The 24,408-nt window shown below is 65.4% G+C and carries 20 protein-coding genes; 6 read left to right on the top strand and 14 right to left on the bottom strand.

The genetic code is table 11. The features are described from left to right. Window positions 1-165 precede the first annotated feature (165 nt). From U5A58_RS14285 to U5A58_RS14245, 9 genes are all read right to left on the bottom strand, one after another. Window positions 166-1,491, bottom strand: coding sequence for an Nramp family divalent metal transporter (locus U5A58_RS14285; protein ID WP_321961885.1), 1,326 nt, complete (start codon window positions 1,489-1,491; stop codon window positions 166-168). A 52-nt stretch (window positions 1,492-1,543) separates the two neighbouring features. Then, the gene (locus U5A58_RS14280) at window positions 1,544-2,740 is read right to left on the bottom strand and encodes an acyl-CoA dehydrogenase family protein (RefSeq protein WP_415774223.1); all 1,197 of its coding nucleotides are present in this window, start codon (window positions 2,738-2,740) and stop codon (window positions 1,544-1,546) included. A 79-nt stretch (window positions 2,741-2,819) separates the two neighbouring features. Further along, window positions 2,820-3,476 carry a methionine ABC transporter permease gene (locus U5A58_RS14275; protein WP_321961883.1) on the bottom strand — a complete coding sequence of 219 codons (657 nt, stop codon included), beginning with the start codon at window positions 3,474-3,476 and terminating at the stop codon, window positions 2,820-2,822. Next, the gene (locus U5A58_RS14270; RefSeq protein WP_321961882.1) at window positions 3,469-4,584 is read right to left on the bottom strand and encodes a methionine ABC transporter ATP-binding protein; all 1,116 of its coding nucleotides are present in this window, start codon (window positions 4,582-4,584) and stop codon (window positions 3,469-3,471) included. Before U5A58_RS14270 ends, U5A58_RS14275 begins: the two co-directional genes overlap by 8 nt. 31 nt (window positions 4,585-4,615) lie before the next feature. Then, entirely contained in the window at window positions 4,616-5,464 is an 849-nt protein-coding gene (locus tag U5A58_RS14265) for a MetQ/NlpA family ABC transporter substrate-binding protein (RefSeq protein WP_415774222.1), read from the bottom strand. A 203-nt stretch (window positions 5,465-5,667) separates the two neighbouring features. After that, window positions 5,668-7,227, bottom strand: coding sequence for an efflux transporter outer membrane subunit (locus U5A58_RS14260; RefSeq protein WP_321961881.1), 1,560 nt, complete (start codon window positions 7,225-7,227; stop codon window positions 5,668-5,670). A gap of 23 nt (window positions 7,228-7,250) precedes the next feature. Next, on the bottom strand, window positions 7,251-10,436 hold the full coding sequence (locus U5A58_RS14255; RefSeq protein WP_321911469.1) for an efflux RND transporter permease subunit: 3,186 nt from the start codon (window positions 10,434-10,436) through the stop codon (window positions 7,251-7,253). A gap of 105 nt (window positions 10,437-10,541) precedes the next feature. Continuing rightward, complete coding sequence (locus U5A58_RS14250) at window positions 10,542-11,759, bottom strand: efflux RND transporter periplasmic adaptor subunit (RefSeq protein WP_321961880.1); 1,218 nt, start codon at window positions 11,757-11,759, stop codon at window positions 10,542-10,544. A 68-nt stretch (window positions 11,760-11,827) separates the two neighbouring features. Further along, window positions 11,828-12,721 (bottom strand): alpha/beta hydrolase, encoded by an 894-nt coding sequence (locus tag U5A58_RS14245; RefSeq protein WP_321911473.1) that lies wholly within the window; start codon window positions 12,719-12,721, stop codon window positions 11,828-11,830. A 188-nt stretch (window positions 12,722-12,909) separates the two neighbouring features. Here U5A58_RS14245 and U5A58_RS14240 point away from each other — a divergent pair, with 188 nt between their 5' ends. Further along, complete coding sequence (locus tag U5A58_RS14240; protein ID WP_133187772.1) at window positions 12,910-13,914, top strand: LysR family transcriptional regulator; 1,005 nt, start codon at window positions 12,910-12,912, stop codon at window positions 13,912-13,914. A gap of 212 nt (window positions 13,915-14,126) precedes the next feature. Beyond that, on the top strand, window positions 14,127-14,399 hold the full coding sequence (locus U5A58_RS14235; RefSeq protein ID WP_321961879.1) for a DUF4148 domain-containing protein: 273 nt from the start codon (window positions 14,127-14,129) through the stop codon (window positions 14,397-14,399). Window positions 14,400-14,603: 204 nt separating this feature from the next. Here the strand turns inward: U5A58_RS14235 and U5A58_RS14230 are convergent, their stop codons facing one another. From U5A58_RS14230 to U5A58_RS14215, 4 genes are all read right to left on the bottom strand, one after another. Then, window positions 14,604-15,509 (bottom strand): cation diffusion facilitator family transporter, encoded by a 906-nt coding sequence (locus U5A58_RS14230; protein WP_321961878.1) that lies wholly within the window; start codon window positions 15,507-15,509, stop codon window positions 14,604-14,606. Window positions 15,510-15,516: 7 nt separating this feature from the next. Next, complete coding sequence (gene selD / locus U5A58_RS14225; protein WP_321961877.1) at window positions 15,517-16,584, bottom strand: selenide, water dikinase SelD; 1,068 nt, start codon at window positions 16,582-16,584, stop codon at window positions 15,517-15,519. Window positions 16,585-16,675: 91 nt separating this feature from the next. Continuing rightward, the gene (locus U5A58_RS14220; protein ID WP_321961876.1) at window positions 16,676-17,458 is read right to left on the bottom strand and encodes an alpha/beta hydrolase; all 783 of its coding nucleotides are present in this window, start codon (window positions 17,456-17,458) and stop codon (window positions 16,676-16,678) included. Further along, the gene (locus tag U5A58_RS14215; RefSeq protein ID WP_321961875.1) at window positions 17,455-18,489 is read right to left on the bottom strand and encodes a M14 family zinc carboxypeptidase; all 1,035 of its coding nucleotides are present in this window, start codon (window positions 18,487-18,489) and stop codon (window positions 17,455-17,457) included. Before U5A58_RS14215 ends, U5A58_RS14220 begins: the two co-directional genes overlap by 4 nt. Before the next feature lie 347 nt (window positions 18,490-18,836). Between U5A58_RS14215 and phnC the strand changes: the two genes are divergently transcribed. The 4 genes from phnC (at window position 18,837) to U5A58_RS14195 (ending at window position 22,643) form a co-directional block, all read left to right on the top strand. Continuing rightward, window positions 18,837-19,664, top strand: coding sequence for a phosphonate ABC transporter ATP-binding protein (gene phnC / locus U5A58_RS14210; protein ID WP_321961874.1), 828 nt, complete (start codon window positions 18,837-18,839; stop codon window positions 19,662-19,664). 53 nt (window positions 19,665-19,717) lie between these two features. Further along, a complete protein-coding gene (gene phnD, locus U5A58_RS14205; RefSeq protein WP_321911483.1) occupies window positions 19,718-20,695 on the top strand; it encodes a phosphonate ABC transporter substrate-binding protein in 978 nt (325 codons plus the stop codon). An 8-nt stretch (window positions 20,696-20,703) separates the two neighbouring features. Then, complete coding sequence (gene phnE / locus U5A58_RS14200; RefSeq protein ID WP_321961873.1) at window positions 20,704-21,612, top strand: phosphonate ABC transporter, permease protein PhnE; 909 nt, start codon at window positions 20,704-20,706, stop codon at window positions 21,610-21,612. Between the two features lie 194 nt (window positions 21,613-21,806). Next, complete coding sequence (locus U5A58_RS14195) at window positions 21,807-22,643, top strand: EamA family transporter (protein WP_321961872.1); 837 nt, start codon at window positions 21,807-21,809, stop codon at window positions 22,641-22,643. A 15-nt stretch (window positions 22,644-22,658) separates the two neighbouring features. On the opposite strand, the gene U5A58_RS14190 is transcribed toward U5A58_RS14195, so the two are convergent. Beyond that, window positions 22,659-24,302, bottom strand: a complete 1,644-nt coding sequence (locus U5A58_RS14190) for a PLP-dependent aminotransferase family protein (RefSeq protein WP_321961871.1) — start codon at window positions 24,300-24,302, stop codon at window positions 22,659-22,661. Between the last annotated feature and the right edge of the window lie 106 nt (window positions 24,303-24,408).

Below are 24,408 nucleotides of genomic sequence, written 5' to 3'. Positions count from 1 at the left end.
GACTTGAGACCAAGACCAAGACGTGAAACCGTCCGGCGCTCGGGGGCGCCGGACGGCGAAGCGCTTTCCGATTGCCGCTTTTGCTTGCGGCTTTTGCTTGCGGCTTTTGCTTGCCGCCCCTGCTTGCCGCCTCCATGGCGCGCGCCTGTTACACCTTTCCCGCTTCTAATTTCCGCTGAACGTCTGCCAGACGAGCCACAGGTTCGCAGCCGTTATCACGACGAACAGGAACCACGCAATCAACCGCGTGGGGAGCCGGTTCACGAACTCGCCCATGAGCGCACGATCGTTCGTCATGCGAATGAGCGGCCAGAGCGCGAATGGCAGTTGCAGGCTCAACACCACCTGACTTGCCACCAGCAGCTTGCCTACTGCACCGTTGCCGAGCAGCGCCACGCCCGCAAAGGCGGGAATCAGCGCGAGCACGCGCGTGATCAAGCGCCGCTGGTAACACGGAATCTTCATCTGCAGGAAGCCTTCCATGATGACCTGGCCCGCCACGGTGCCGGTGAACGTCGAACTCTGCCCGGAGGCGAGCAGCGTGATCGCGAATAGCACTGCCGCCGCGCCCGTGCCGACAATCGGCGCGAGCAGTTTGTAAGCCTGCTCGATGTCGGTGACGTCGGTGTGCCCGTTGGCGTGAAAAGCCGCTGCCGCCAGAATCAGGATGGCCGCATTGATCAGGAGCGCGATCAGAAGCGAGGCGATCGTGTCGAGTCGAGAAAGGCCAATGGCCTGCTTGAGGCTCGCAGGGTCGCGTTTGACGGCGCGCGTTTGCACGATCGACGAATGCAGATAGAGGTTGTGCGGCATGACGGTCGCGCCAAGAATGCCGATCGCCAGATACAGCGGCTCCACCGAGGAAATGGCGTGCCACGACGGCACCGCACCCGCAAAGACCGAAGGCCAGTGCGGCCTCACGAGCGCGAGCTGGATCACATAACCCAGGCCTATCGTGGCGATCAGGCCGGCCATGATCGCCTCGAGCGAGCGGAAGTTCTTGCCCTTCAGGCCGAGCACGATCAGCGTGTCGAACGCGGTGAGCACCACGCCCACCATCAGCGAGCAGCCGAGCAGCAGGTGGAACGCGAGCGCGCCGCCCAGCACCTCCGCAAGATCGCACGCGATGATCGACAGCTCGGCGAGCAGCCACTGGCCGAGCGCGACCGGCCTCGAATAGCGCTCGCGCGACAGCTCCGCGAGATCGCGTTGCGTCACGATGCCAAGTCGCATGGACAGGCACTGCAGTGCGATGGCCGCGAGGCTCGACAGCACGACGACGAACAGGAGGCTGTAACCGTAGCGCGAGCCCGCCTCGATGTCGGTGGCCCAGTTGCCCGGGTCCATATACCCGATCGACACCAGCAGGCCGGGACCTGCGAATTGCCAGAACTTCTTCCAGAACGGCGCGCGCGGCGAAACCTCGATACTGCCCTGCACTTCTGAAGGGCAAAAAGGCGCCGTTGCCGTGGTCGGTAGTCGGAACTCCAACGGTTCGATCCTCAAGGGTTGACCTGTCGCAGCACATGCCGCGATCGGGCCCTCAAGTGTACAGCGTCGGCTGCGGCACTTCTCTCAAGAGCGTGAAACGGCCCACGTCGCGCAGGCGGTAGTCGAGCGGATCGTGCAGCGTGTGCACGCGCGCGTTGCGCCAGAAGCGATCGAGCGCGAGCGCCGCGCCCGTGGCGCGCGCGCCGCACGCCTCGAAAAGCTGCTCGCCGCCCTCGAGCGCGGCACGGTGCGCGACGATCTTCGCCTCTGAAATCGCGAGCGAGACTTCGGCACGCGTGGCTGTGTTCAAGGCGTCGCCTTCGTCCCACGCAGCGTCGAGCAGCGCGCCCGCGCGATCCGCCAGCACGGCCGCCGCGAGCGACTGAACGCGCATCTCGCCAAAGCGCTGCTGCAGGAACGGGTCGTCGGCCACGTGCTGAACACCCGAATTGACCCACGGGCGGCCGTTCGCGAGCACATAGGCGCGCGCTTCTTCAAGCGCACCTTCGGCAAGGCCCACGAAAAGATTCGTCAGCACGCCTTGCGAAACCAGCGTGCGCAGCGTGGCGCGCGGCGTGTCGGGGCGTTGCAGCACTTCGTCGGCGCGCACTGCGACGTTCTCGAACGATACGGTGCCGCTATCGGTTTGGCGCTGGCCTATCGGGTCCCAGTCGTCGTGCACCGTGATCCCGGCGCGCGTGGTGGGCACGACCGCGAACACCGGGTTGCCAGTGGCGGGATCGTGCGCGCTCACGGTCATCCTCTGCGAACCGTAGGTGCCCGAACAAAATCCCTTCTTGCCATGCAAACGCCAGCCACCTTCCTTGTCCGGCTGCGCGACGAGCCGCGTGTCGAGTGGATTCACCGCGTTGCCCCACCACCAGCGATGCTCGACGGTGCCTTGCAGCCAGTTCGCGCGCTGCGCGGCGCTGCCCCACAATTCGACGCTCGCCACCTGCAGGCACTGGAAGCCGAGCAGATGCGCAAGCGCACTATCGACGCGCGCAAGCGCGCGGATCGTCGCGTAGATATCGCTCCAGCGCACGCCGTCCTTGCCGAACTGGCCGCCGAACTCACGCGGCACGGCGAGCGTGAGCAGTCCGGCATCGGCAATGCGCTGCTTTTCGGCCGCCGCGTGGCCGCCCGCAAGATCGCGTTGTGCGGCGTTCGCACGCAGCGCTTCGAGCAGCGCGGCGAAACGCGCGTCCTGTTCGTGCCCGCGTGGGCGCTGTGCTTCGTTCATACCCATATTTCCCGAATGAGATGCCAAGAAAAGCGAAGCGCGCAGCAAAGAGGCTGCGCGCGTGATGTCGAAAAGGCTGCGCCCCTCAGGTTCGCCGCAAAAGATGCCGCACCAGCACGTCGCCCGCGAACTGCACGGCGGCAACGATCGCGATCAGCAGCACGATGACGGTGACCATGACCGTCGTGTCGAAACGTTGATAGCCGTAGCGTATCGCGAGATCGCCGAGGCCACCCGCGCCGACGGCGCCCGCCATCGCCGACGAGCCGATCATCGCCACCACGGTGATCGTGAAGCCGCCCACCATGCCGGGCAGCGCCTCGGGCAGCAGCACATGCCACACGATATGGCGGCGCTGCGCGCCCATGGCCTGAGCAGCCTCGATCAAGCCGCGATCGACTTCGCGCAGGCTCACTTCGGCCACACGCGCGAAGAATGGAATGGCCGCGACGGAAAGCGGCACCACGGCGGCCCATACGCCGATTGTCGTGCCCACGAGGAAGCGTGTAAGCGGCAGCAACGCGACCAGCAAGATGATGAAGGGCGTGGAGCGGAACGCGTTGACGAGCGCGCCCAGCGTGGAGTTGAGCGCGGGCCGCTCCAGGATGCCGCCGCGCGCCGTCGTGACCAGCAGCAGCGCGATGGGAATACCAATCAGCAGTGCGAATAGCGCTGATACGCCGACCATCAGCAACGTGTCGCGTATGCCTTCGAGGAGTTCGGCGATCCATACTTCAGACATAGCCCAGCACCTCCACACGGCTTGCATGCCCACGCGCGCGCTCGGCGAGCGACGCTGCCTCGCCGGCGCTTTGCACCGGCGCGGATACGACCAGCCGCCCTTGCGCGCGCCCCTGAATCCGCTCGATACCGCCGTGCACAAACCGCACACCCTGCGCGCCGAACGCCTGCGCGAGCGTGGCGAGGTCGGGCTCCTGCGCCGCCTCGCCCGTGAAGCGCACGTCGAACAGCGCATGCGCACCCGCTTGCGGCGAAGCGTGAATGCGCGCCGCGAGGTCCTCAGGCAACTCGTGGCCCGGCGTGTGCAGGAGCGCACGCGTCGCTTCGTGCTGCGGATTGCCGAACACGCGCCATACCGGACCCTGCTCGACCACCTCGCCGCGCTCGATCACCGCGACCGTATCGCACACGTCGCGTATGACCTCCATCTCATGCGTGATGAGCACGATGGTGACGCCCAGGCGCCGGTTGATGTCGCGCAGCAGCGCAAGAATGGCGCGCGTGGTTTCCGGGTCGAGCGCCGAAGTCGCCTCGTCGCACAGCAGGATATCGGGCTCGTGCACGAGCGCGCGTGCAATGCCCACACGCTGCTTCTGCCCGCCGGAAAGCCGCGCGGGCCACGCATCGCGGCGCTCGCTCAACCCCACCAGTTCGAGCAGCGCGTTCACGCGCGCCTCGACGGCTGCTTTCGGCACGCCCGCGATTTTCAGCGGCAGCGCGATGTTGTCGTGCACCGTTTTCGCGGAAAGCAGGTTGAAGTGCTGGAACACCATGCCGATGCGCCGTCGCAGCGCAACGAGCGCCCGCTCGTCGAGCGCGCCCACGTCCACGCCGTTCACACGCACGCCGCCGCTCGTGGGCTTTTCGAGGCCGTTCACGAGCCGCAGCAGCGTGGACTTGCCCGCGCCGCTGCGCCCGATGATGCCGAACACCTCGCCGCGCGCCACCTGCAAGCCGACGCCCGCGAGCGCCGCATGCGCGCCAGCCGCGTAGGTCTTGCCGACATTTTCGAACACGACCGCGGGCTGCGACACGTCGGCATCGCGCGCCGCCTCGCCCGCCGCCGGCCCCGCTTCGATGAAGCGCGCCGCTCCGAACCATTTCATCATCGCTGCTCCTCGTGCGTGAATGACGCGCGCTTTACCAGGCGACCGCGTAGAGGTTGCCGAAGGCCTTGTCGAGTTCCTTGCGCACAGCCGGCGAATGCTGGTAGATGTCGATGAACTTGCGAATGCGCGGATCGTTCACGCTCTCGGGCCGCACGACGAACTGGATCGCGAACGACTTGTTTTCGACGCCGTCGAAAAGCAGCGCGCTGTTCGGATCGGTCGTGCCCGCAAGCTTGATGAAGCTCGGGTAACCCTGCGCAAGATCCACGTCGTCGAGCGAGCGTGCGAGTTGCGACGCCTCGAGCTGAACGATCTTCAAATGCTTGGGGTTGGAAACGATGTCGAGCGTCGTGGCGCGATAGTCCACACCCGGCTTGAGTTTGATGAGGCCCGCGCGCTGCAGCAGCAACAGGCCGCGTCCGCCGTTCACGGGATCGTTCGCGATGGCGACCGTCGCGCCATCCTTCAGGTCTTCGAAACGTTTTACCTTCTTCGAATACAGGCCGATCTTCATGATCGTGCCCGGCGCAATGGCGACGAATTTGTAACCACCCTGCTTTTCGGCGTTCTCCAGAAACGGCGTGTGCTGGAAGTAGTTGACGTCGATGTCCTTGTTCGCCAAGGCGGCGTTGGGCGTGTTCCAGTCGGTGAATTCGATGATCTTCACGTCCACGCCCTGCGCCTTCGCCTCGCGCGCCGCCTCCTGGAGCGCGGGCGTTTGCGGCGTGGTGGCAATGCCGATCTTGAGCGTGGGCGTATCCGCGTGCGCGTTGAGTGTGGTGGCCGCGAGCGGCACGGCAATTGCCGTCAGCAGGCCGAGCCAGGCAAAAACGCGCTGAAAAGAAAAAGGGCGCCCCACGGCGCGCACGGTACGGATCATCGCGTTCCTCGAATGGAAGTTGGACTTCGTTCAGTGAGGAGCGACGCGATGAGGGCCCATCGCGTTGGCTCCAGATGGGTCCAGACGATGATAGGGGCGCGGCGGGGCCGGGTCTACGAAGCGATTACGCAAAGGAAATCGCCGCCTGCGATATGCGCAGGCGGCGAGCGTTCCAGCTGTTTCCGTGGAGTCTTGCGGGACGTTTAGCGTGCTGCGAGCGGCGGCGGCGCGCCATCGCCGGGCTTCGCATCGCCCCAGCCGCCGCCCAGCGCGCGGATCAGGTTCACGGTCGCCACGGCCTGCGAGCCTTGCAGATGGCTGGCCTGCAATTGCGACACGAGCACCGTCCGTTCGCTGTCGATCACGTTCAGATAGCTCACCTCGCCTTCCTCGTACTGCGTACGCGAAAGGTGCGCCGATTGTTGCGAAGCGCTCACCGCGTCGTTCTGCTCGCGGATCTGGTCGTCGAGCAGGCGCAGGTCGGAGAGATTGTCCTCCACGTCGCGGAAGGCCACGAGCACCTGCTGGCGATATTGCGCCACATCCTCATCGTATTTCGCACGCGACTGTGCGAGATTCGCCTTGCGCCGGCCGCCATCGAAAAGCGGCAGCGTGAGCGCCGTGCCAGCAAGCGGCCCAAGCAGGAACGCGCGGCTCGACCACATGAACAGGTCGGCGAGCGTGGCCGACTCGAAGCCGGCTGCACCCGTGATATTGAGCTGCGGGAAGAACGCCGACTTCGCGAGGCCCACGCGTGCGTTCGCGGCCGCCATGGAGCGCTCGGCGGCCGCCACGTCGGGGCGGCGCTCCAGCAGCGCGGAAGGCAGTCCCGGCGGCACCTGGACGACCACCGGCGCGAGCGGCGTTTCCGGGAACGTAAAGTCCGCGGGCGCCTTGCCGAGCAGGATCGCCAGGCTATGCTCCGAGGCCGCGCGCTGACGCGCGACGCCCACCGCGTCGGCACGCGCACTCGCCAACTCGTTGCGCGCCTGCGCCACGTCCAGCGCGCTGATGTCGCCTTCCTTGAAGCGGCGCTCGACGAGCTTGAGCGCATCTTCACGCAGCGCCACCGTGCGGCGGTACAGATCGACGTCCGAGTCGAACTGGCGCAGCTGGAAGTAGTTCTGCGCGACGTCGGCCTGCAAGGCAAGCTGCACCGAGAGGAACAAGGCTTCGCTTTGCTGCGCGTCCGCCTGTGCGGCGTGGACGTTCGAACTCACGCGGCCAAACAGATCCACCTCGTAGCTCGCGGTGGCCTGCGCGCGCCACAGCGTTTGCGCGGGCACATTGGTGTTCTGCGACTCATACAGCGAAGCCGGGGAAGCACGCTCGTAGGTCGGCCCGAAGCCCGCATCGATCGACGGGAACCACGAGGCGCGCGCGGCCTGCGTCACGGCGCGCGCCTGCTGCACGCGCGCGGCGGCCGCCTTGAGGTCCTGGTTCGCTTCGAGCGCCTGCTGTTCGAGCTTGTCTAGCGTCGGGTCGCCGAACACCGTCCACCATTCGCCGCGGTGAGCGTCGTCGGCGGGCTGCGCGGGCTTCCATGTGCCCACGTCATGCGGATTCGCACTTTGCGTTTGCTGCGGCGCTTCCTTGTAGGCGGCGGGCACGGCGGCGTCGGGCACCTTGTAGGTGGGCTCGACGGAACACGCCGCGAGCCAGGCAAACAGCGCGACGCTCGCCGCGATTCGTGTGATACGCGCAAACTGCCCGCCTCCCGGCGAGGCATTTCGGCTATAGCGCAAGCTGGATTCGTTAGTCATGTTAATCATTCTCCCTTGTCGCCTCACGCATCGACCATCGACTGCGGCTTGCGCGCATTGTCCTTTTGCGCGACGTGAATCTTGCCGCCCGCGAGCGTGCGCAGCACCACGTAGAACACCGGCGTGAGCAGCAGGCCGAACGCGGTCACACCCAGCATGCCGAAGAACACAGCCACGCCCATCGCATGACGCATCTCCGAACCCGCCCCGCTCGAGAGCACGAGCGGCACCACGCCCATGATGAACGCGATGGACGTCATCAGGATCGGACGCAGACGCAGGCGGCTCGCTTCGATTGCAGCGGAGAGCGGCGTGTGTCCGTCGTGCTCCAGCTCACGCGCAAATTCGACGATCAGAATGGCGTTCTTCGAAGCCAGCCCCACCAGCACCATCAAGCCGATCTGCGTGAAGATGTTGTTGTCGCCCTGCGTGAGCCAAACGCCCGTTAGCGCACACAGCACGCTCATCGGCACGATCAGGATCACCGCGAGCGGCAGCGTCAGGCTCTCGTAGAGCGCGGCCAGCACGAGGAACACGAGCAGCACGCTGATCGGGAACACCCAGATGCCCGCATTGCCCGCCAGCACCTGCTGGTACGTGAGGTCGGTCCATTCGAACTTCACGCCGCGCGGCAGCACTTCGGCCGCAATGCGCTCCGCCGCCGCCTGCGCCTGCCCCGACGAGTAACCGGGTGCGGGGCCGCCGTTGATGTCGGCAGCGGTGTAGCCGTTGTAGCGCACCACCATTTCGGGGCCGTACGTGGGCGTGACCGTGACGAGCGACGAGAGCGGCACCATTTCGCCCGCGGCGTTGCGCGTCTTCAGTTGCAGGATGTCGTCGGCCCTCTGGCGGAACGGCGCATCGGCCTGCACGCGTACCTGATACACGCGTCCGAAGCGGTTGAAGTCGTTCACGTAGAGCGAGCCGAGATAGATCTGCATCGTGTCGAACACGTCCGTGACCGGTACGCCAAGCTGCTTCGCCTTCGTGCGGTCGAGATCGACGTTCAGCTGCGGGACGTTGATCTGATAGTTCGTGAACGTCGGGCCCAGCTCCGGCGTTTGCGCCGCGCGCTTGACGAAGTCCTGCGTCGCGCGGTTGAGCGCCTCATAGCCGAGCGCACCATGATCCTCCAACTGCAGCTTGAAGCCGCCGAGCGTGCCGAGGCCGAGCACCGGCGGCGGCGGGAACACGGCGATGAACGAGTCCTTGATGCTCGCGTACTGCTGGTTCAGCGCACCCGCGATCGCACCTGCCGAAAGCGCCTTGCCCTTGCGCTCCTTGAACGGCTTGAGCGTGACGAACACGATGCCTGCGCTCGAGCTATTGGTGAAGCCGTTCACCGAAAGGCCCGGGAACGCCACCGCGCTTTCCACGCCGGGCTGCTTGAGCGCAATGGCGCTCATGTCGCGAATCACGTTCTCGGTGCGGTCGAGCGCGGCGCCATTGGGCAGTTGCGCGAATGCGATCAGATACTCCTTGTCCTGCGCGGGCACGAAGCCGCCCGGCACCACACGCGCCATCAGCACCGTTGCGGCGATCAGCACCACATAGACCCCGAGCATCGCGCCCTTGTGGCGCAGCACGCCGTTCACGCCGCGCCCATAGCTTTCCGAGCCGCGATGGAACACCTGGTTGAAGCGGCGGAAAAAGCCGCCCAGCACGAGGTTCATCCCGCGCGTGAGCCAGTCTTCCTTCTCGCCGTGGCCGCGCAGCAGCAGCGCCGAAAGCGCGGGCGAAAGCGTGAGCGAGTTGAACGCCGAGATCACCGTGGAAATGGCGATGGTCATCGCGAACTGCTTGTAGAACTGGCCCGTGAGGCCGCTCATGAACGCGAGCGGCACGAACACGGCCACGAGCGTGAGCGCAATGGCGATGATCGGCCCGCTCACTTCCTGCATGGCCTTGTAGGTCGCATCGCGCGCGGATAACCCGCTGGCGATGTTGCGCTCCACGTTTTCCACCACCACGATCGCATCGTCCACCACGATACCGATGGCGAGCACCATGCCGAACAGCGACAGCGCGTTGATCGAGAAGCCGAACGCAAGCAGCAGCGAGAACGTCCCGACGATCGACACCGGCACCGCAATCAGCGGAATAATCGACGCACGCCATGTTTGCAGGAACACGATCACCACGATCACCACGAGCGCGATGGCTTCGAGCAGCGTGTGCACGACCGCTTCGATACTGGAGCGCACGAACTGCGTGGGGTCGTAGACAATCTTGTAATCCACGCCCGCGGGCATGTCCTGCTTGAGTTCCTTCATCGCCGCGCGCACCTGGTCCGAGATCGCGAGCGAGTTCGCGCCCGGCGCCTGGTTAATCGCGAGCGCGACGGCCGGCTTGTTGTCGAGCAGCGAGCGCAAACCGTACTCCGACGCGGCCAGTTCGATACGCGCGATATCGCGCAGGTACGTCACGCCGCCGTCGGGATTCGTCTTGACGATGATGTCGCCGAACTCGCTCTCCGTGCGCAGACGGCCACGCGCGTTGACGTTCAACTGGTACGGCGTGCCGGGCACGCTAGGCGACGCGCCGATCACACCCGCCGCCACCTGCACGTTCTGCTCGCGAATCGCGTTGACCACGTCGTTCGCGGTGAGATTGCGCTGCGCCACTTTCTGCGGGTCGAGCCAGATACGCATGGCGTAGTCGCCCGAGCCCCACAACTGCACCTCGCCCACACCCTGGATGTTCGAGAGGCGGTCCTTCACATTGAGCAGCGCGTAGTTGCGCAGGTACGTCATGTCGTAGCGGTTGTCCGGCGAAATCAGGTGCACCACCATCGTGAGCGTGGGGGAGCTCTTGATGGTCGTGATGCCGAGACGCTGCACGTCTTCCGGCAGGCGCGGCAGCGCCTGGTTCACGCGGTTTTGCACGAGCTGCGTGGCCTTGTCCGGGTCGGTGCCGAGGCGAAACGTGACCGTGAGCGTGAGGTTGCCGTCGCTATTGGCCTGCGACTGCATGTACAGCATGTTCTCGACGCCGTTGATCTGCTCTTCCAGTGGCGCGGCCACGGCTTCGGCGATCACTTTCGGGTTCGCGCCCGGATACTGCGCGTGGACCACCACCGAAGGCGGCACGACCTCGGGGTACTCGGAGATCGGCAACTGGAACAGCGCGATCACGCCGGCCAGCAGGATCAGCACGGACAGCACGCCCGCGAAGATCGGCCGGTCGATGAAGAATTTCGATATGTTCATGGGTTGCTCTTGTTCATGACGCTCAATTTTGCGCAATTCATCTGACGCTTAGACATCCTGACTGATGCGGAGGCGTACGCTGCAAACGCACACCCCCGCCGCTCGTCAGGATGTCTTCGCTGCCTTGGCGCCGGGGTTCACTGCCGTGCTGGCCGAATCGGCGTCGGGGTCGCCGTTCATCGGCACCATGTGCGAGCGCACGGCAATGCCAGGGCGCACGCGCTGTGTGCCGTTCACCACCACGTGGTCGCCCGCCTTCAGGCCGTCCAGAATCACGCGCAGGTTGCCCTGCTGGCCGCCCGTTTGCACGGTGCGGTACGCGATCTTGCCGCTGTTATCCACGACGTATACAAACTTCTTGTCCTGGTCGGTGCCGATCGCAGCATCGTCCACGAGCAACGCCGGGTGTGGGGCGCTGCCGCCTACCTTGATGCGTGCGTAAAGCCCCGGCACCAACGCGCCGTCGGCGTTGTCGAAGCGCGCGCGTACGCGGATCGTGCCCGACGTGGTGTCCAGACGGTTGTCCACCGACTCGATCGTGCCGGTGCGCGAATAGCCCGATTCGTTCGCGAGACCCAGCTCGACCGGCACCTTCGAGCCATCCTTCATGCGGCTGATGTAGTCGAGATAGGTCTGCTCGTCGGCGTCGAATTCGGCGTAGATGGGCGAAACGGAAACGAGCGTCGTGAGCGGCGCGGCGGCGGCTCCAGCCGAAACGACGTTGCCCACCGTGATCTCCGCGCGCGACACTCGCCCCGCAACCGGCGCGACGATGCGCGTGTAGCCGAGGTTGATCTGCGCGGCTTCGAGCGCGGCCTGCGCGGCCTTGAGATTCGCGTTCGCTTCACGCGAAGCGTTCTGCTTCTCGTCGTAATCGCGCTTCGCGATGGCGTTGTCGCCAATCAGGCGCTGCGCGCGCTCCCAGTCGCTTTGCGCGTAGCCCGTGCGCGCCTGCGCGGCGGCAAGCTGCGCGGCGGCCTGATCGACGGCCGCCTGGTACGGACGCGGGTCGATCACGAACAGCGTCTCGCCCTGCTTCACGAGCGCGCCATCACGGAAGTTCACCGAAACGATCGTGCCCGAAACCTGCGGACGTATTTCCACTTTTTCGACGGCGGCCATGCGGCCCGAGTAGGTCTGCCAGTCGGTGATGGTGCGATTGAGCACCGCTGCGACATCGACCTCGGGCGCAGGCGGCGCTTCCGCGGCAACGGCGGGATGCGAGTCGAGGCGGATTGCGCCGAAAGTGCCCAGGCCCGCGACCACGATCACGCCAAAGACTGCCAGCGCGATACGGGTTCGGGATTGCGAAAAGAGTGACATGTCGGACTCCAGAAATAATGGTTGATGTTCTTCACTGGCTCGGCAGCACCGCCGCTATGGCGCTTCGCTTATGACGCGCCCGCGTCGAAGCAACACTGAAAAAACCGCACGGCTTCGTTGAGCGCGGCCGGATGCGCGGCGAGGTTCGCGTGCGAGACGCTCGGGTAGCGCACCACCTGGGTGCGCACACCCGCGTCGATCAGTCGGCTTGCGTACTTCTCCGCTTCGATGTGCAGCACGTCGTTCTGTGCGGTCACGATGAGCGTGGGCGGCAGGCCGCCAAGGCGCAGCGATTCGAGCGGCGCCGCGTACGGATGCATGCGCTGCGCCGCGTCGGGCAGATACGCGCGATAACACGCCGCGCATTCGCTTGCGGTGATATCGGAACTCAGGCGCGCCTCGTCGCCAAGACGCGTGAGGCTCGGGTCCAGCATCGGCGCGAACAGTGCCTGCGCCGCGAGCTTCACGTCGCCGCGATCGCGTCCCATGAATGCGAGCACGTTGGCGATCTGGCCGCCTGCGTCGTGGCCCGCCGCGATCACGCGTTTCGGGTTGCCGCCGAAGGCGCGCGCCCGCGTGAGCGCCCACAGCGCTGCGCGATGCGCGTCTTCGGGTGCGGCGGGAAACGGGTGCTTCGGCGCAAGCGAATACCCCACGCTCACCACCAGCGCCGGTAAGCGTTCTGCGAGAAAACGCCCAACCGCATCCGCCTCTTCAATCGACCCGCGCACGAAACCACCGCCGTGGAAATACAGCAACACCGGCAGGCCGTTCGCAGCTTCGGGGCGGTACAGACGCAGCGGAATCTGCTGCGCGTAGCCTTCGATCACCACGTCGGTCGTGAGCAGCGCGCGCGCCTTGCTGGGCCTGGGGGACGCGGTAACAGGGACAGCCGCCGGAACTTCGGCCAGCGGCGCTTCATCCGCGGAGATCCAGGACGTTGGGCGTTTAAAGACATCCATGTCAAATCGGCGCAATGCGCGAGAGTAGATTCGAATGGAACGAATTGTGGGTTCGGCAGACTTCCAAATAAATGCCTATAATCCGGCAACACAATTCGGCGCACCTGAACAATCTGTCTCCCCTTTCTGCGCGGGCGTTTCCTGTAAACGCTGTGCGCCGTGCGACCGAAGCTTTTTGGAGAGTGGCAATGGACCGCCTTCAGGCCATGCAGGTGTTCACCCGCGTCGTCGATACCAACAGCTTCACACGCGCTGCCGAAACGCTCGACATGCCGCGCGCTTCGGTCACGACGATCATTCAGAATCTCGAAGCATTTCTCGGCGTGCGCCTCATGCACCGCACCACGCGCCGCCTTTCGCTCACGCCCGACGGCGCCGCGTACTACGAGCGCTGCGTGCGCATTCTCGCGGACGTCGAGGAAACGGAAACCACATTCCAGGATCGCAACCGCAAGCCGCACGGCAAGCTGCGCATCGACATGCCGGGCTCGATCGGGCGGCTCATCGTGATTCCGTCGCTGTGCGAGTTCCACGGCCGCTACCCGGACATCGACCTGCAACTGGGCCTCTCCGACCGCCCCGTCGACTTGCTGCAGGAAGGCGTGGATTGCGTGGTGCGCGTGGGCGCGCTGCAGGATTCGTCGCTGGTCGCGCGGCGCATCGGCATTTTCGAAGGCGTATCGTGCGCGGCACCCTCGTATCTGGAGCGCCACGGCACGCCGCAAACGCTCGAAGAACTGGCCGAACATCGCGCCGTGAATTATTTCTCGTCGCGCACGGGGCGCGTGATGGACTGGGCTTTTCTCGTCGACGGAAAGGAAGTGGAGGTCAAGCTCAAGAGCATGGTCTCGGTGAACGACGCGGACGCTTACGTGACCTGCGGCATCGAAGGCTTCGGCCTGATTCAGGGGCCGCGCTACATGGTGCTGCCGCATCTGAAGTCGGGTGCGCTCGTCGAAGTGCTGCCCGATTACAAGCCACTGCCCATGCCGATTTCAGCCGTGTACCCGCACAGCCGCCATCTGTCACCCAAAGTGCGCGTATTCGTGGACTGGATCGCCGAAGTGTTCGACCGCTGCCCGCTCCTCTCCGGCCGCGCCTCGCTCGACAAGGCCTGCACGATGCGCACGCTCGAAGAGCGCGAAAACGCGCCGGCGCTCGAAACGCCGGTGATTTCGGAGTGGGCCGCATAGGCTGGGCCGCATAGGCTGGGCCGCATAACGCCGTAGCACCGCGCCCGCCCTCTAAGCCGCGCCCGCACAGGCTTTCGCGGGTGCGGCGCAGCGATTGTTCCGGATTTTCGACAATTCCTTTCGCGTTGCGGCCGTTTATCGCAAACGGCTGCGCAACTACATTTGCTCCTGTCGCCGCGACTCACGTGGCACCAGTAGAAAAGGAGCAGATCATGAAACGCACTCTCGCAACCGCCATTGGCGCCACGCTCGTTCTCTCGCTCGCCGCCAGTGCTTCGGCCTTCGCACAGGACAACAGCGCCCCGAAAACCCGCGCCGAAGTCAAAGCCGAAATCACCGCCGCGTATCGTGACGGCACGCTGCCCTCTCTGAACAAGACGAGCTATCCCGAGCAAAGCCTGATCGGCCGCACGCAAGCGCAACGCATCGCGCTGCAGGAAAGCCACGCAAACAACGCTCAACGCGTTGCGCAGGCTGGCGAATAAACCCGCAAGACGCATCGGCATTTCGATTGCAAGACGAAACACGTAGGAGTCCAATATGAACTCGACCGTACCCTCCGAACTCGAACAGTGGGACAACACCACGCCCGTGTGGACGCCGTTTCGGCATTGAAGCTTGAAGCGCGGGAAGATGTGAAATGAAGATGTGAAAAGGCCCGGCGGTTTTGTAACCGTCGGGCCTTGGCTTTACCGGTTCACGAAATCCGGCTCGAAGAACACCCAGCGCACCACAGGAAAGCGCGCCTGCAGATCGGCTTCGATCTCGTTGATCGCTTCGACCATCGTGCGGCTGTGGTCGTAGTCGAGCATTTCGCACTGCACGGCCACCACCACCTCCTTGCCCCATTGCAGGGTAATAAGGCTGATGATGCTGCGAATCTCGGGCCGCGCGCGCAGGAACGATTCGATATCGCGCCGCATTTCCGGGCTTGCCGACTCGCCCACGATCATCGACTTCACTTCGCGCGCAATGAACCACGAAATCAGCATGAGCAGCACGCCCACGCCGATCGAGCCGCATGCGTCCCACACCGGATTGCCCGTGATGACTGTGAGCAGCACCGCGGCAAAGGCAATGGCGAGACCGGCGAGCGCGGCGATGTCCTCGCCCGCCACGACGAGCAGGTCCGAGTCGCGCGTTTCGCGCGCCCAGCGCCACAGCGATTTCGTAGGAGACCCTTTGCGGATCTCGCGCAGCGCGCCATAGAGCGAAAACGCCTCGAGCACGACGGAAATGCCGAGCACGACGAGCGCCACGTACACGAATCGGAGCGGCTCGCGCAGGATCAGACGATGCACGCCCTCGTACACCGAGAACGCGCCGCCCACGAAAAACAGCAGCAGCGCCACGAGCAGCGAATAGAAGTTGATCGCGCGGCCCGTGCCCATGGGGTGCAGCGGCGTGGGCGGCTCGCGCGACTGGCGCAGGCCGAAGAGCAACAGCAGCTGGTTCCCGCAGTCGGCCGTGGAGTGAATCGCCTCCGCGAACATCGAACCCGAACCCGTGAATGCGGCGGCTGCGTACTTGCAGACCGCAATGCCGAAGTTCGCTGCGAGCGCGTAAAAAATGGCTTTCGGCGAGTCTCCGCTCATACGGTCCTCACAGCGCTTCCACGCGCGCCGGACCTTCGCTCATCTCGCCGATCACGCGCGCGTCGTTGAAACCCTCCGCACGGAAAATCGCCAGCACTTCGTCCACGCTTTGCGGCGCACAGGCCACGAGCAGGCCGCCCGAGGTTTGCGGGTCGGTGAGCAGCGTGCGCGCGCTTTCGGGCAGGCCGGGCGCGAGCGTGACAGCGTCGCCGTATGAAGCCCAGTTGCGGCCCGAGGCGCCTGTGAATACGCCCTCATCGACGAACTTCTGCACGCCCGGCAGCCACGGCAGGTCGGCGTAGCGCACGCGCGCCGTGAGATTCGCTCCGCGTGCGATCTCGAGCGTGTGGCCGAGCAGACCGAAGCCGGTCACGTCGGTCATGGCGTGCACGCCCGGCAGTTCGGCGAGTGTCGCGCCGGGCTTGTTGAGCATCGTTGCGGCGGTCACCATGGCCCGGTAGCCGGCGTCGTCGAGAATCTCCTTCTTGAGCGCGGCGGAGAGCACGCCCACGCCCAGCGGTTTGCCGAGCACGAGCACGTCGCCGGCTTCGGCCGACGCGTTGCGCTTCACGCGCTCGGGATGCACCACGCCGAGCGCCGCGAGCCCGTAAATAGGCTCCACGGAGTCGATCGAATGGCCGCCTGCCACGGGGATGCCCGCCGCCGCACACACGTCCTCGCCGCCGCGCAGCACCTGCGCGATCACGTCGTGCGGCAGCACGTTGATGGGCATGCCCACCAGCGCGAGCGCGAGAATCGGCTTGCCGCCCATGGCGTAGACGTCCGAAAGCGCGTTGGTCGCGGCGATGCGGCCGAAGTCGTACGGGTCGTCCACGATCGGCATGAAGAAGTCCGTGGTCGCGACGATCGCCTGTTCGTCGTTGAGCTTGTAGACGGCGGCGTCGTCGGCGGTCTCGGTGCCGACCAGCAGGTTCGGAAACGCGGTGGTGAGCGGCGTGCTGCGTGCGAGCAGCGCGGAAAGCACGCCCGGCGCGATCTTGCAGCCGCAACCGCCGCCGTGCGAAAGGCTCGTGAGGCGCGGCACCGCAGCGCCGATGGCGGGTTTGTCGTTCATGTCTGGAATCGCCCTGAAAGTGCCGGATGAATTTTCCTATTATGGGGCAATCGCCAAACGGGCGATGCGGGCGGCGCCGCTGCGCAGCCGCTCAGACGCGCCCGGCGGCCTGGCCCGCGGCGTTCGCGGCCATATCGCCCGCGTGAAGCGCATCGACGAGCCATTGCGGATCGTCATGTGGCAGATCGTGCCCCGCCCACGGATGTTCCACATGTGGCGCGCCCCAGGCCCGCGCGAGCCGGGTCGAGCAAACGGGATTCACAAGCCGGTCGCCGCGCGACGACACCACGAGCACCGCACAGCGCGGCGCGCCGCGCGCCTTGAAGCGCGCCGCGGCAGCTAGCTGGCGTAGCGCGTTCGCGCGGCTCACGTGGGCGCCCGCGCGGATCTCGCGCCACGCTTCGAGGTCGGCGGCCAGCGTGTCGCGCCGCGCGCAGGTTAGGCCGTGGATCAGCCTCTCGGCAATACCGTTGCTGTCGTTGCCCTCCCAATCCCGCGCCACGCGCACGAGCGCGGGCCACGCCGAGGGCCGCAAGCGCTCGTACACCCGGCTATGCGGCCGCATGCTCGTATTCACGAGCACGAGGCGCTCGATCTCTCCGGGGTAACGCAGCGCCCACTCCGTCGCCACCATGCCGCCCAGCGACATCGCCAGCACGCGGTAAGGCGCGCTCGCGCCGCGCCGTTGCGCCTGCTCGCGCAGCGCGTCCACATAGGCGCCGACTGCTAGCGGCGAGCGAGCGTGCGCTTCGGTGCCGTTGCCCGCCAGGTCGATGGGCAACACGCCATCGCGCGCGGCGAGCAGCGTGGCAAACGCACCCCAATGGCGCGATTCGCGCGTGAGGCCGCGCAGCAAGATCCACGGTCCGCTCATACGCCCGGCCTGTGATACCAGTGCGCGATCGCGCTTTGCAGCACCTGTTCGCGCGTCACGCCCTCGGGCAGCCAGCGTTGCGACGAATACGCGGCGCGCGTGAGGAATTCGAACAGGTTTGCGTGACGCCGAAGCACGCGTGCCGTGCGATGCTGCATCACCGGATTGAACATGCCCTGGCGCGAGAAAATCTGGCGCGGATTCTTCTTGATCCATAGCCACGAGCCCAGTTCGAGCGTGAGCGGCAGGAAGATGTTGCCGGCGGGCGCACGATCGTACGCACAGTCCCACAGGTCGCCGTGCAGCAGATATTGATGGCTCTGCGGCTCGAACGTGTAGCCGTGATGCGGATGCGCGCGCTCGAACATCGTCTTGAGCACGTACATTTCAGGCAGATGTCTCATGAGCCGGCGCGTGCGCGCGTACGGGAACCAGATGCTGTCACTCCAGCCGTATCCCGAATGGCAGTCGAGCGCGAAAGAAAGCGGGCGCTGCGTGAGTTCTTCATCGACGATCTTCAGGAGCGCGCTCGCCTCGGTTTCCATGGCCGCGCCGCGCCTGCCGCGATACCACGGCAGCCACGAGCCCACACGTTGTCCGCCCGCGAGAAAGGGCACACGTTCGTCGGCGTCCTGCGGCGCGTTGCGCATGAGATCCACACCGTTCGGGTTTGCGCGCGTGGCAAGCCACATGCCCCCCGGATTGACGATCGGTGCGAGCACGATACGCACGGATTCGAGCTGATGCATGAGCAGTTCGTCCCACGCGAGACGCCCCACCAACGCGCGCATGTAGTCCAGCACCAGTTGCGAGCCGATGCGCTCGAGCCCGTGTATGCCGCCGAAAAAACCAATGGCGGGCGCGGCCGGATCGCGCGAGCCGATCGCGGCGACATGCAGTGCAAAGGTGCGGCCCCGCACTTCGACTTCGCCCGCGCTGCGAATGTCGAACCAGCGTGCGCCAGCGTCGAGGATCGCCTTGAGGTCCTCGTATTCCGCGAAGCTGTCGGGTAGGAAGCTCAGTGCCTGCATATGGCGCCGGGTTTCGTCGCTTGTCTGGATGGGTCCGCCCAACGCCGGGTCGCGCTGCGCGGCCGCATTGTCTACAACTGCCTTGCGCCCGCCGCTCCTGTCGACAATGAGTCAGCAATAAGTCAGGAAAACCAGGGACAGCATGCGCGCTGCCCATCAATATAGCCGCTTCCTCCGATATTGAGCGTGACAGATGTTTGGCGTCATGCCTCTGTCACATCTCTCGCGTTGTTTTCTCTGCGCGCGAAGCCGCAAAACATGTAGTCGTCTAGACGTCGCGACACCTTCACTCAACCGTCACAGTCGCTTCCTAGAATGAGCCCTCGACTACACAGCGACGGATTGTTATGGACGCCATTCGCATCGAACGCCTCTCGAAAAGCTTCGACAGCGGCCGCAAGGCACTCGACGAAATCAACCTGCGCGTAGGCGTTGGCGAGATGGTCGCGCTCATCGGCGCATCGGGCTCGGGCAAATCGACTTTGCTGCGTCATATTGCGGGCTTTACCGCGTCCGACCCGCAGCCTTCGCGCATCGAGATCCTTGGTCGTCCTATTCAGCAGGACGGACGCATCGTGCGCGAAGTGCGCCGCATTCGCCGCGACATCGGCTTCGTGTTTCAGCAGTTCAATCTCGTCAATCGCCTCACGGTCGAAACGAATGTGCTGATCGGCGCGCTGTCGCGCTTGCCGTTGTGGCGACGCCTCACGGGCCGCTTTCCGCGAGCCGAGCGCGAGCTGATGCTCGCCGCGCTCGGTGAAGTGGGCATTGCGCACAAGGCCCCTGAGCGCGCCGCGAATCTCTCGGGCGGCCAGCAGCAGCGCGCGGCGCTCGCCCGCGCACTCGTGCAGCGCGCGCGCCTCATTCTCGCCGACGAACCGATCGCCTCGCTCGACCCCGCATCGTCGCGCCGCGTCATGGACATGATGCGCATGCTCAACCGCGATCACGGCTTGACCGTGATCGTCTCGCTGCATCAGGTGGATATCGCCATGGAGTATTGCCCGCGCACCATCGCGCTGCGCGACGGGCGCGTGGTGTACGACGGCGCTTCTGCGGCGCTCACGCCTGCCCTGCTGCAACAGCTTTATGGCAGCGCCGCGCGCGAACTGCTCGAGCCCGATGCCGCACCTTCAGTTGCAACGCGCTTCGGCGCGCAGCCTCGCGCGGCGTAGTCACTCAACCCATTTTCAACCCGCAACGTTTCCCCTCACCACGGACCGCCCCAATGAAACTGCTCCGCTCCATGCTCTCCTGGTGCGCCGCCGGCGCCGTCGCGTTTGCTTCGCTCGGCAGCGCGGCCGCTCACGCGGAAGACCTCAGCTTCGGCATCATCTCGACCGATTCGTCTGCGGTGCTCAAGCAACGCTGGCAACCGTTCATCGACGACCTGAACAAGCAGACCGGCCTGAACGTGAAGGCGTTCTTCGCCACCGACTACTCGGGCATCATCGAAGCCATGCGCTTCAACAAGGTGCAGATCGGCTACTTCGGCAATGCTTCGGCCATGGAAGCCGTGGACCGCTCGAATGGCGAGATCTTCGCGAAGGTGCTCTACGCGAACGGCGACACGGGCTACAAGTCGGTGCTCATCACCAACGTGAACAGCCGCGTGAAGACGATCGACGATGTGTTCAAGAATACTAAGGATCTCACGCTCGGCTGGGGCGACCCCAATTCGACTTCGGGCACGTTGATTCCGGGCTACTACCTCTTCGCGCAGCACGGCATTTCGGTGAACGCGACGAACTTCAAGACCGTGCTGCCGTCGAGCCATGAAGCGAACCTGCTCGCCGTTGTGAACAACAAGGTCGATATCGCCACCAACAACAGCATCGAGCTTTCCACGCTGCAACAGAAGCACCCGGACCGCTTTGCCCAGGTGCGCGTGCTGTGGACCTCGCCGCTCATTCCGTCCGATCCGCTCGTGTATCGCAAGGATCTGCCCGAAGCCACCAAGCAGAAGCTGCGCGACTTCTTCTACCACTACGCGAAGACCGATCCGCGCGAGAAGAAGATCATGGCCGACATCACCGGCTATGCAGGCTTCGCGCCCGCCACCGACGCGCAGCTCCTGCCGATCCGCCAGGTCGCGCTGTTCCAGCAGAAAGAGAAGATCGCCGCCAACACGAATCTCTCCGACGACGACCGCAAGAGCCAGATCGCGGCCATTGACGCCAAGATCGGCGCACTCGCGAAGCAGTAATGGGCGCAATGGATTTCGACAGCTCACGCGCCGTGCGGCAGGCCGACGTTACCGAGCCCGTCGCCGGACCGGCGGTGACGCCGGCCGCCGCCGCGCCGCAAGCGGCTCAAGCGGCCCAAGCGGCCCAAGCGGCGGCCGTCCTCGCGGCGAGCAAGCAGGCAGGCAAGCGCAGCTGGTCCTCGCTCGTGCTCTGGGCCATCGTGTTCGTGCTGCTCGGCGTGGCGTGGCACGGCGCCGACATGCGCCCGCTCGACCTCTTCTCCGACTCCGCGAACATGGGCACGTTCGCGCGCGGCTTCTTCCCGCCGGACTTCACGGAATGGCGCACGTATGCCCACGAGATGTGGGTCACGGTCGCGGTGGCGCTGTGGGGCACGGCGCTCGCCATTGTCTGCGCGGTGCCGTTCGGGTTGATGTCGGCGCACAATCTCGCGCCCGCGTGGGTGCTGCATCCCGTGCGGCGTTTGATGGACGCGTGCCGCGCCATCAACGAGATGGTGTTCGCGATGCTCTTCATCGTGGCCGTGGGCCTCGGGCCGTTCGCAGGCGTGCTCGCCTTGTGGGTGCATACCACGGGCGTGCTCGCGAAGCTCTTTGCCGAAGCCGTGGAAGCCATCGACCCGCGCCCCGTGGAGGGCGTGCGCGCAACGGGCGCCTCGCCGCTCGACGAGATCGTCTACGGCGTGCTGCCCCAGGTCATGCCGCTGTGGATCTCTTACGCGCTCTACCGGTTCGAATCGAACGTGCGCTCGGCGATGGTGGTGGGCATGGTGGGCGCGGGCGGTATCGGCGTCGTGCTGTACGAGGAAATCCGCTCGTTCGATTATCAGCAGACCAGTGCCGTGCTCATCATGGTGATCGTCGTCGTCACGGCCATCGATCTCATCTCCGCAAGACTGCGTGCGCGCGTGATCTGACACCGCAGTTCGACCCAACGCACACCTCACCCCGCGCGAGCCAGAACAGAATCCTGATAAAACGGCTCGTGCATCCTCTTTTCTGGCGATTTGTGGCAATTTGTGGCAATCACGGGCAATCGGTGGAATAATCGCTTCCTTGCGGCCGCAACGGCCCGCATCCGCCCTAACCTACCGAACCAGTCTGCTGCCTCATGGCCAGTTTCGTCGTCTTGCTGGTCCTGCTCTCGGCGCTCATGCACGCGAGCTGGAACGCCTTCCTCCATCTTTCGGGCGACCGCCTCTGGCTGCTCGGCATGTTCTCGGTGCCGTACATTGTCGTGAGCGCGATCGGCGTGTGCGTGCTGCCGCTGCCCGCGCAGGCGAGCTGGCCGTACATCGCCGCTTCCGTGGTGCTGGAGTTCGTCTACTGCTTCACGCTGATCCGCGCGTATCGCAGCGGCGACTTCGGGCAGATCTACCCCATCGCGCGGGGGCTCTCGCCGATGCTCGTATTCGGCGGCGCGCTCATGTTCGCGCATGAAGAACTGCATGCGCTCGCGGCTACCGGCGTTGCACTCGTTTCGCTCGGCATCATGTCGCTCGCCTTCCGGCGCGGCATGCGTTTTTCAGGCGAGAGCGTGCCGTATGCGCTGCTCACCGGCCTTTTCATCGCGATGTATTCGGTCATCGACGGCATCGGCGCGCGCCTGGCCGGCAACGGCATCAGCTACATCATGTGGGTGTATCTGCTCTGGAACGTCCCGCAGTTTCTCGTGGTCTGCAAGCTGCGCGGCGGCGCTGCGCAGATGTTCACGTCGAAGTCCGCGGTCGCGCGCGGCATGCTCGCGGGCGTACTCGCCCTCACGGCGTATTGCCTCGTGATCGAGGCATTCCGCTTCTTGCCTATCGCGATGGTTTCCGCGCTGCGTGAGCTTTCGTCGATCTTCGCCGTGCTGATCGGCTGGCTCTTCATGAACGAGAAGCTCACGGCGCGCCGCATGGTCGCGTGCGCGCTGGTCACCTGTGGCGCGGTGCTGATCCGGTTGTGACCGGCCCGTAGTCGCTCACACGAACGCGGGTAGCGTCGTATCGATCGCCTCGGCCAGCGTCTCGAACGCCGGCGCGATTTCCTCATCGGGCACGCACGCATAGCCGATCAACAAGCCCGGGTTCGCGCGCTCGCGCGACGAGTAATACCCCGAAAGCGGCCGCACCACGATATTGCGCGCGAGCGCGGCTTCGGCCACGGCGCGGTCGTCGCTGCCCTCGGGCAATTGCATGACGACGTGCAGGCCAGCGTCGCCGCCCATGGCGGGCAATGCGTCGCCGTAGCGGCGCGAAACGACGTCGAGCAGTACCTGGCGGCGCTGGCCGTACAGCGCGCGCATCTTGCGGATGTGCGAGGTGAAATGCCCTTCGGCGATGAATTCGGCAAGCACGGCCTGCTGCAGCAATTGCCCCTCGCGATATAACTCCGCGCTCGCGGTCGCGAAGCTTTCCGCGAGCGCTTCCGGCGCAACGAGATAGCCCACGCGCAAGCCCGGAAAGAGCGTCTTGCCGAAGCTCCCCACGTAGATCACCTGCCCCGCCGTATCGAGCCCCTGTAAAGAGGCGAGCGGACGGCTGCCGTAGCGGAACTCGCTGTCGTAGTCGTCCTCGATGATCCAGCACTGGTGCTGGCGCGCGTACTCGAGCAGCATGCGGCGGCGCGCGAGGCTCATCACCATGCCGAGCGGATACTGGTGCGAAGGCGTGACGAGCATGAGCCGCGGCGGCGGCGCGGCGAAGTCTTCCGGCGACGGATTGAGGCCTTCGCTGTCCACGGCGATCGGCCGCGTGTTGAGGCCGGAGACGTGCAGCACGCTGCGCACGCCCCAGTAGCAGGGGTCTTCGGTCCAGATGGTGTCGCCGGGGTCGGAGAGCAGGCGCACGGCCAGGTCCACCGACTGATGGATGCCCGTCGTGATGATGATCTGCTCGGGCGAGCAGCGCACCGAGCGCGAGGTGCGCAGATAGTCGGCGAGCACGTGGCGCAGCAGCGCGAGGCCGCCGCCAGGCGCGTAGGTCAGCAGGTCCGGGCGCAGGCTGCGCCAGTACTTGTTGTGCAGACGCGTCCATACGCGCGAGGGAAAGCGGGAGACATCGGGCACGCCCGGCATGAACGCGCCGCCCTGACGCTTCGACACGCCCGCGCTTCCGATCAGGCGCGCGCCGCGAACCGAGAGCGAGCGCGCCGCGGGGCGCTGCGAATGGCCGGCGGCGACGGTCTCCGGGCCGCTTGCCGCTGGAACGCCAGACGCCACCGCAGCGACAGACTCCGCGCCGTGCGCGATCTGGCTGTTAGTTGCAAGCCCCCCGGCAGGCAGCACGGCTCCTGAAACATCGCCATTTTTCCGCGTCTGAATAGAGCCAATTTCCGTCGCCCCGACGATCTCGTCGGGCGACGTATCGGCCACGAAGGTGCCACGCCCCGTGGCCGACGTGACATAGCCTTCGAGCACCAATTGTTCGTAGACCTGCGTCACGGTATTGCGCGCAATCCCCAGCTCCGCCGCCAGCAGCCGCGACGACGGCACCCGCGCGCCAGCAGGCAGCTCGCGCGAAAGGATCGCCTGCTGCAGCAGCTTGTGCAGCTGCCGGTACACCGGCTGGGCGCTGCCGCGGTCGAGCCGTTGGGCCAGCCAATCGGAGAGAACACTCGCACGCATCGAAATTGGCTCCTAAATATTGCACTGAATGGCTCTGAAATTTAGAGCCAAACGTGAGTATAGTCGCGACATGGACTGTTTGCCGGTCCGCCAACCAACCCTAGAA

The sequence above is a fragment of the Paraburkholderia sp. J7 genome, assembly GCF_905220155.1.
GTDB lineage: Bacteria > Pseudomonadota > Gammaproteobacteria > Burkholderiales > Burkholderiaceae > Paraburkholderia.
This window is presented reverse-complemented; position numbering and strand designations above follow the sequence as displayed.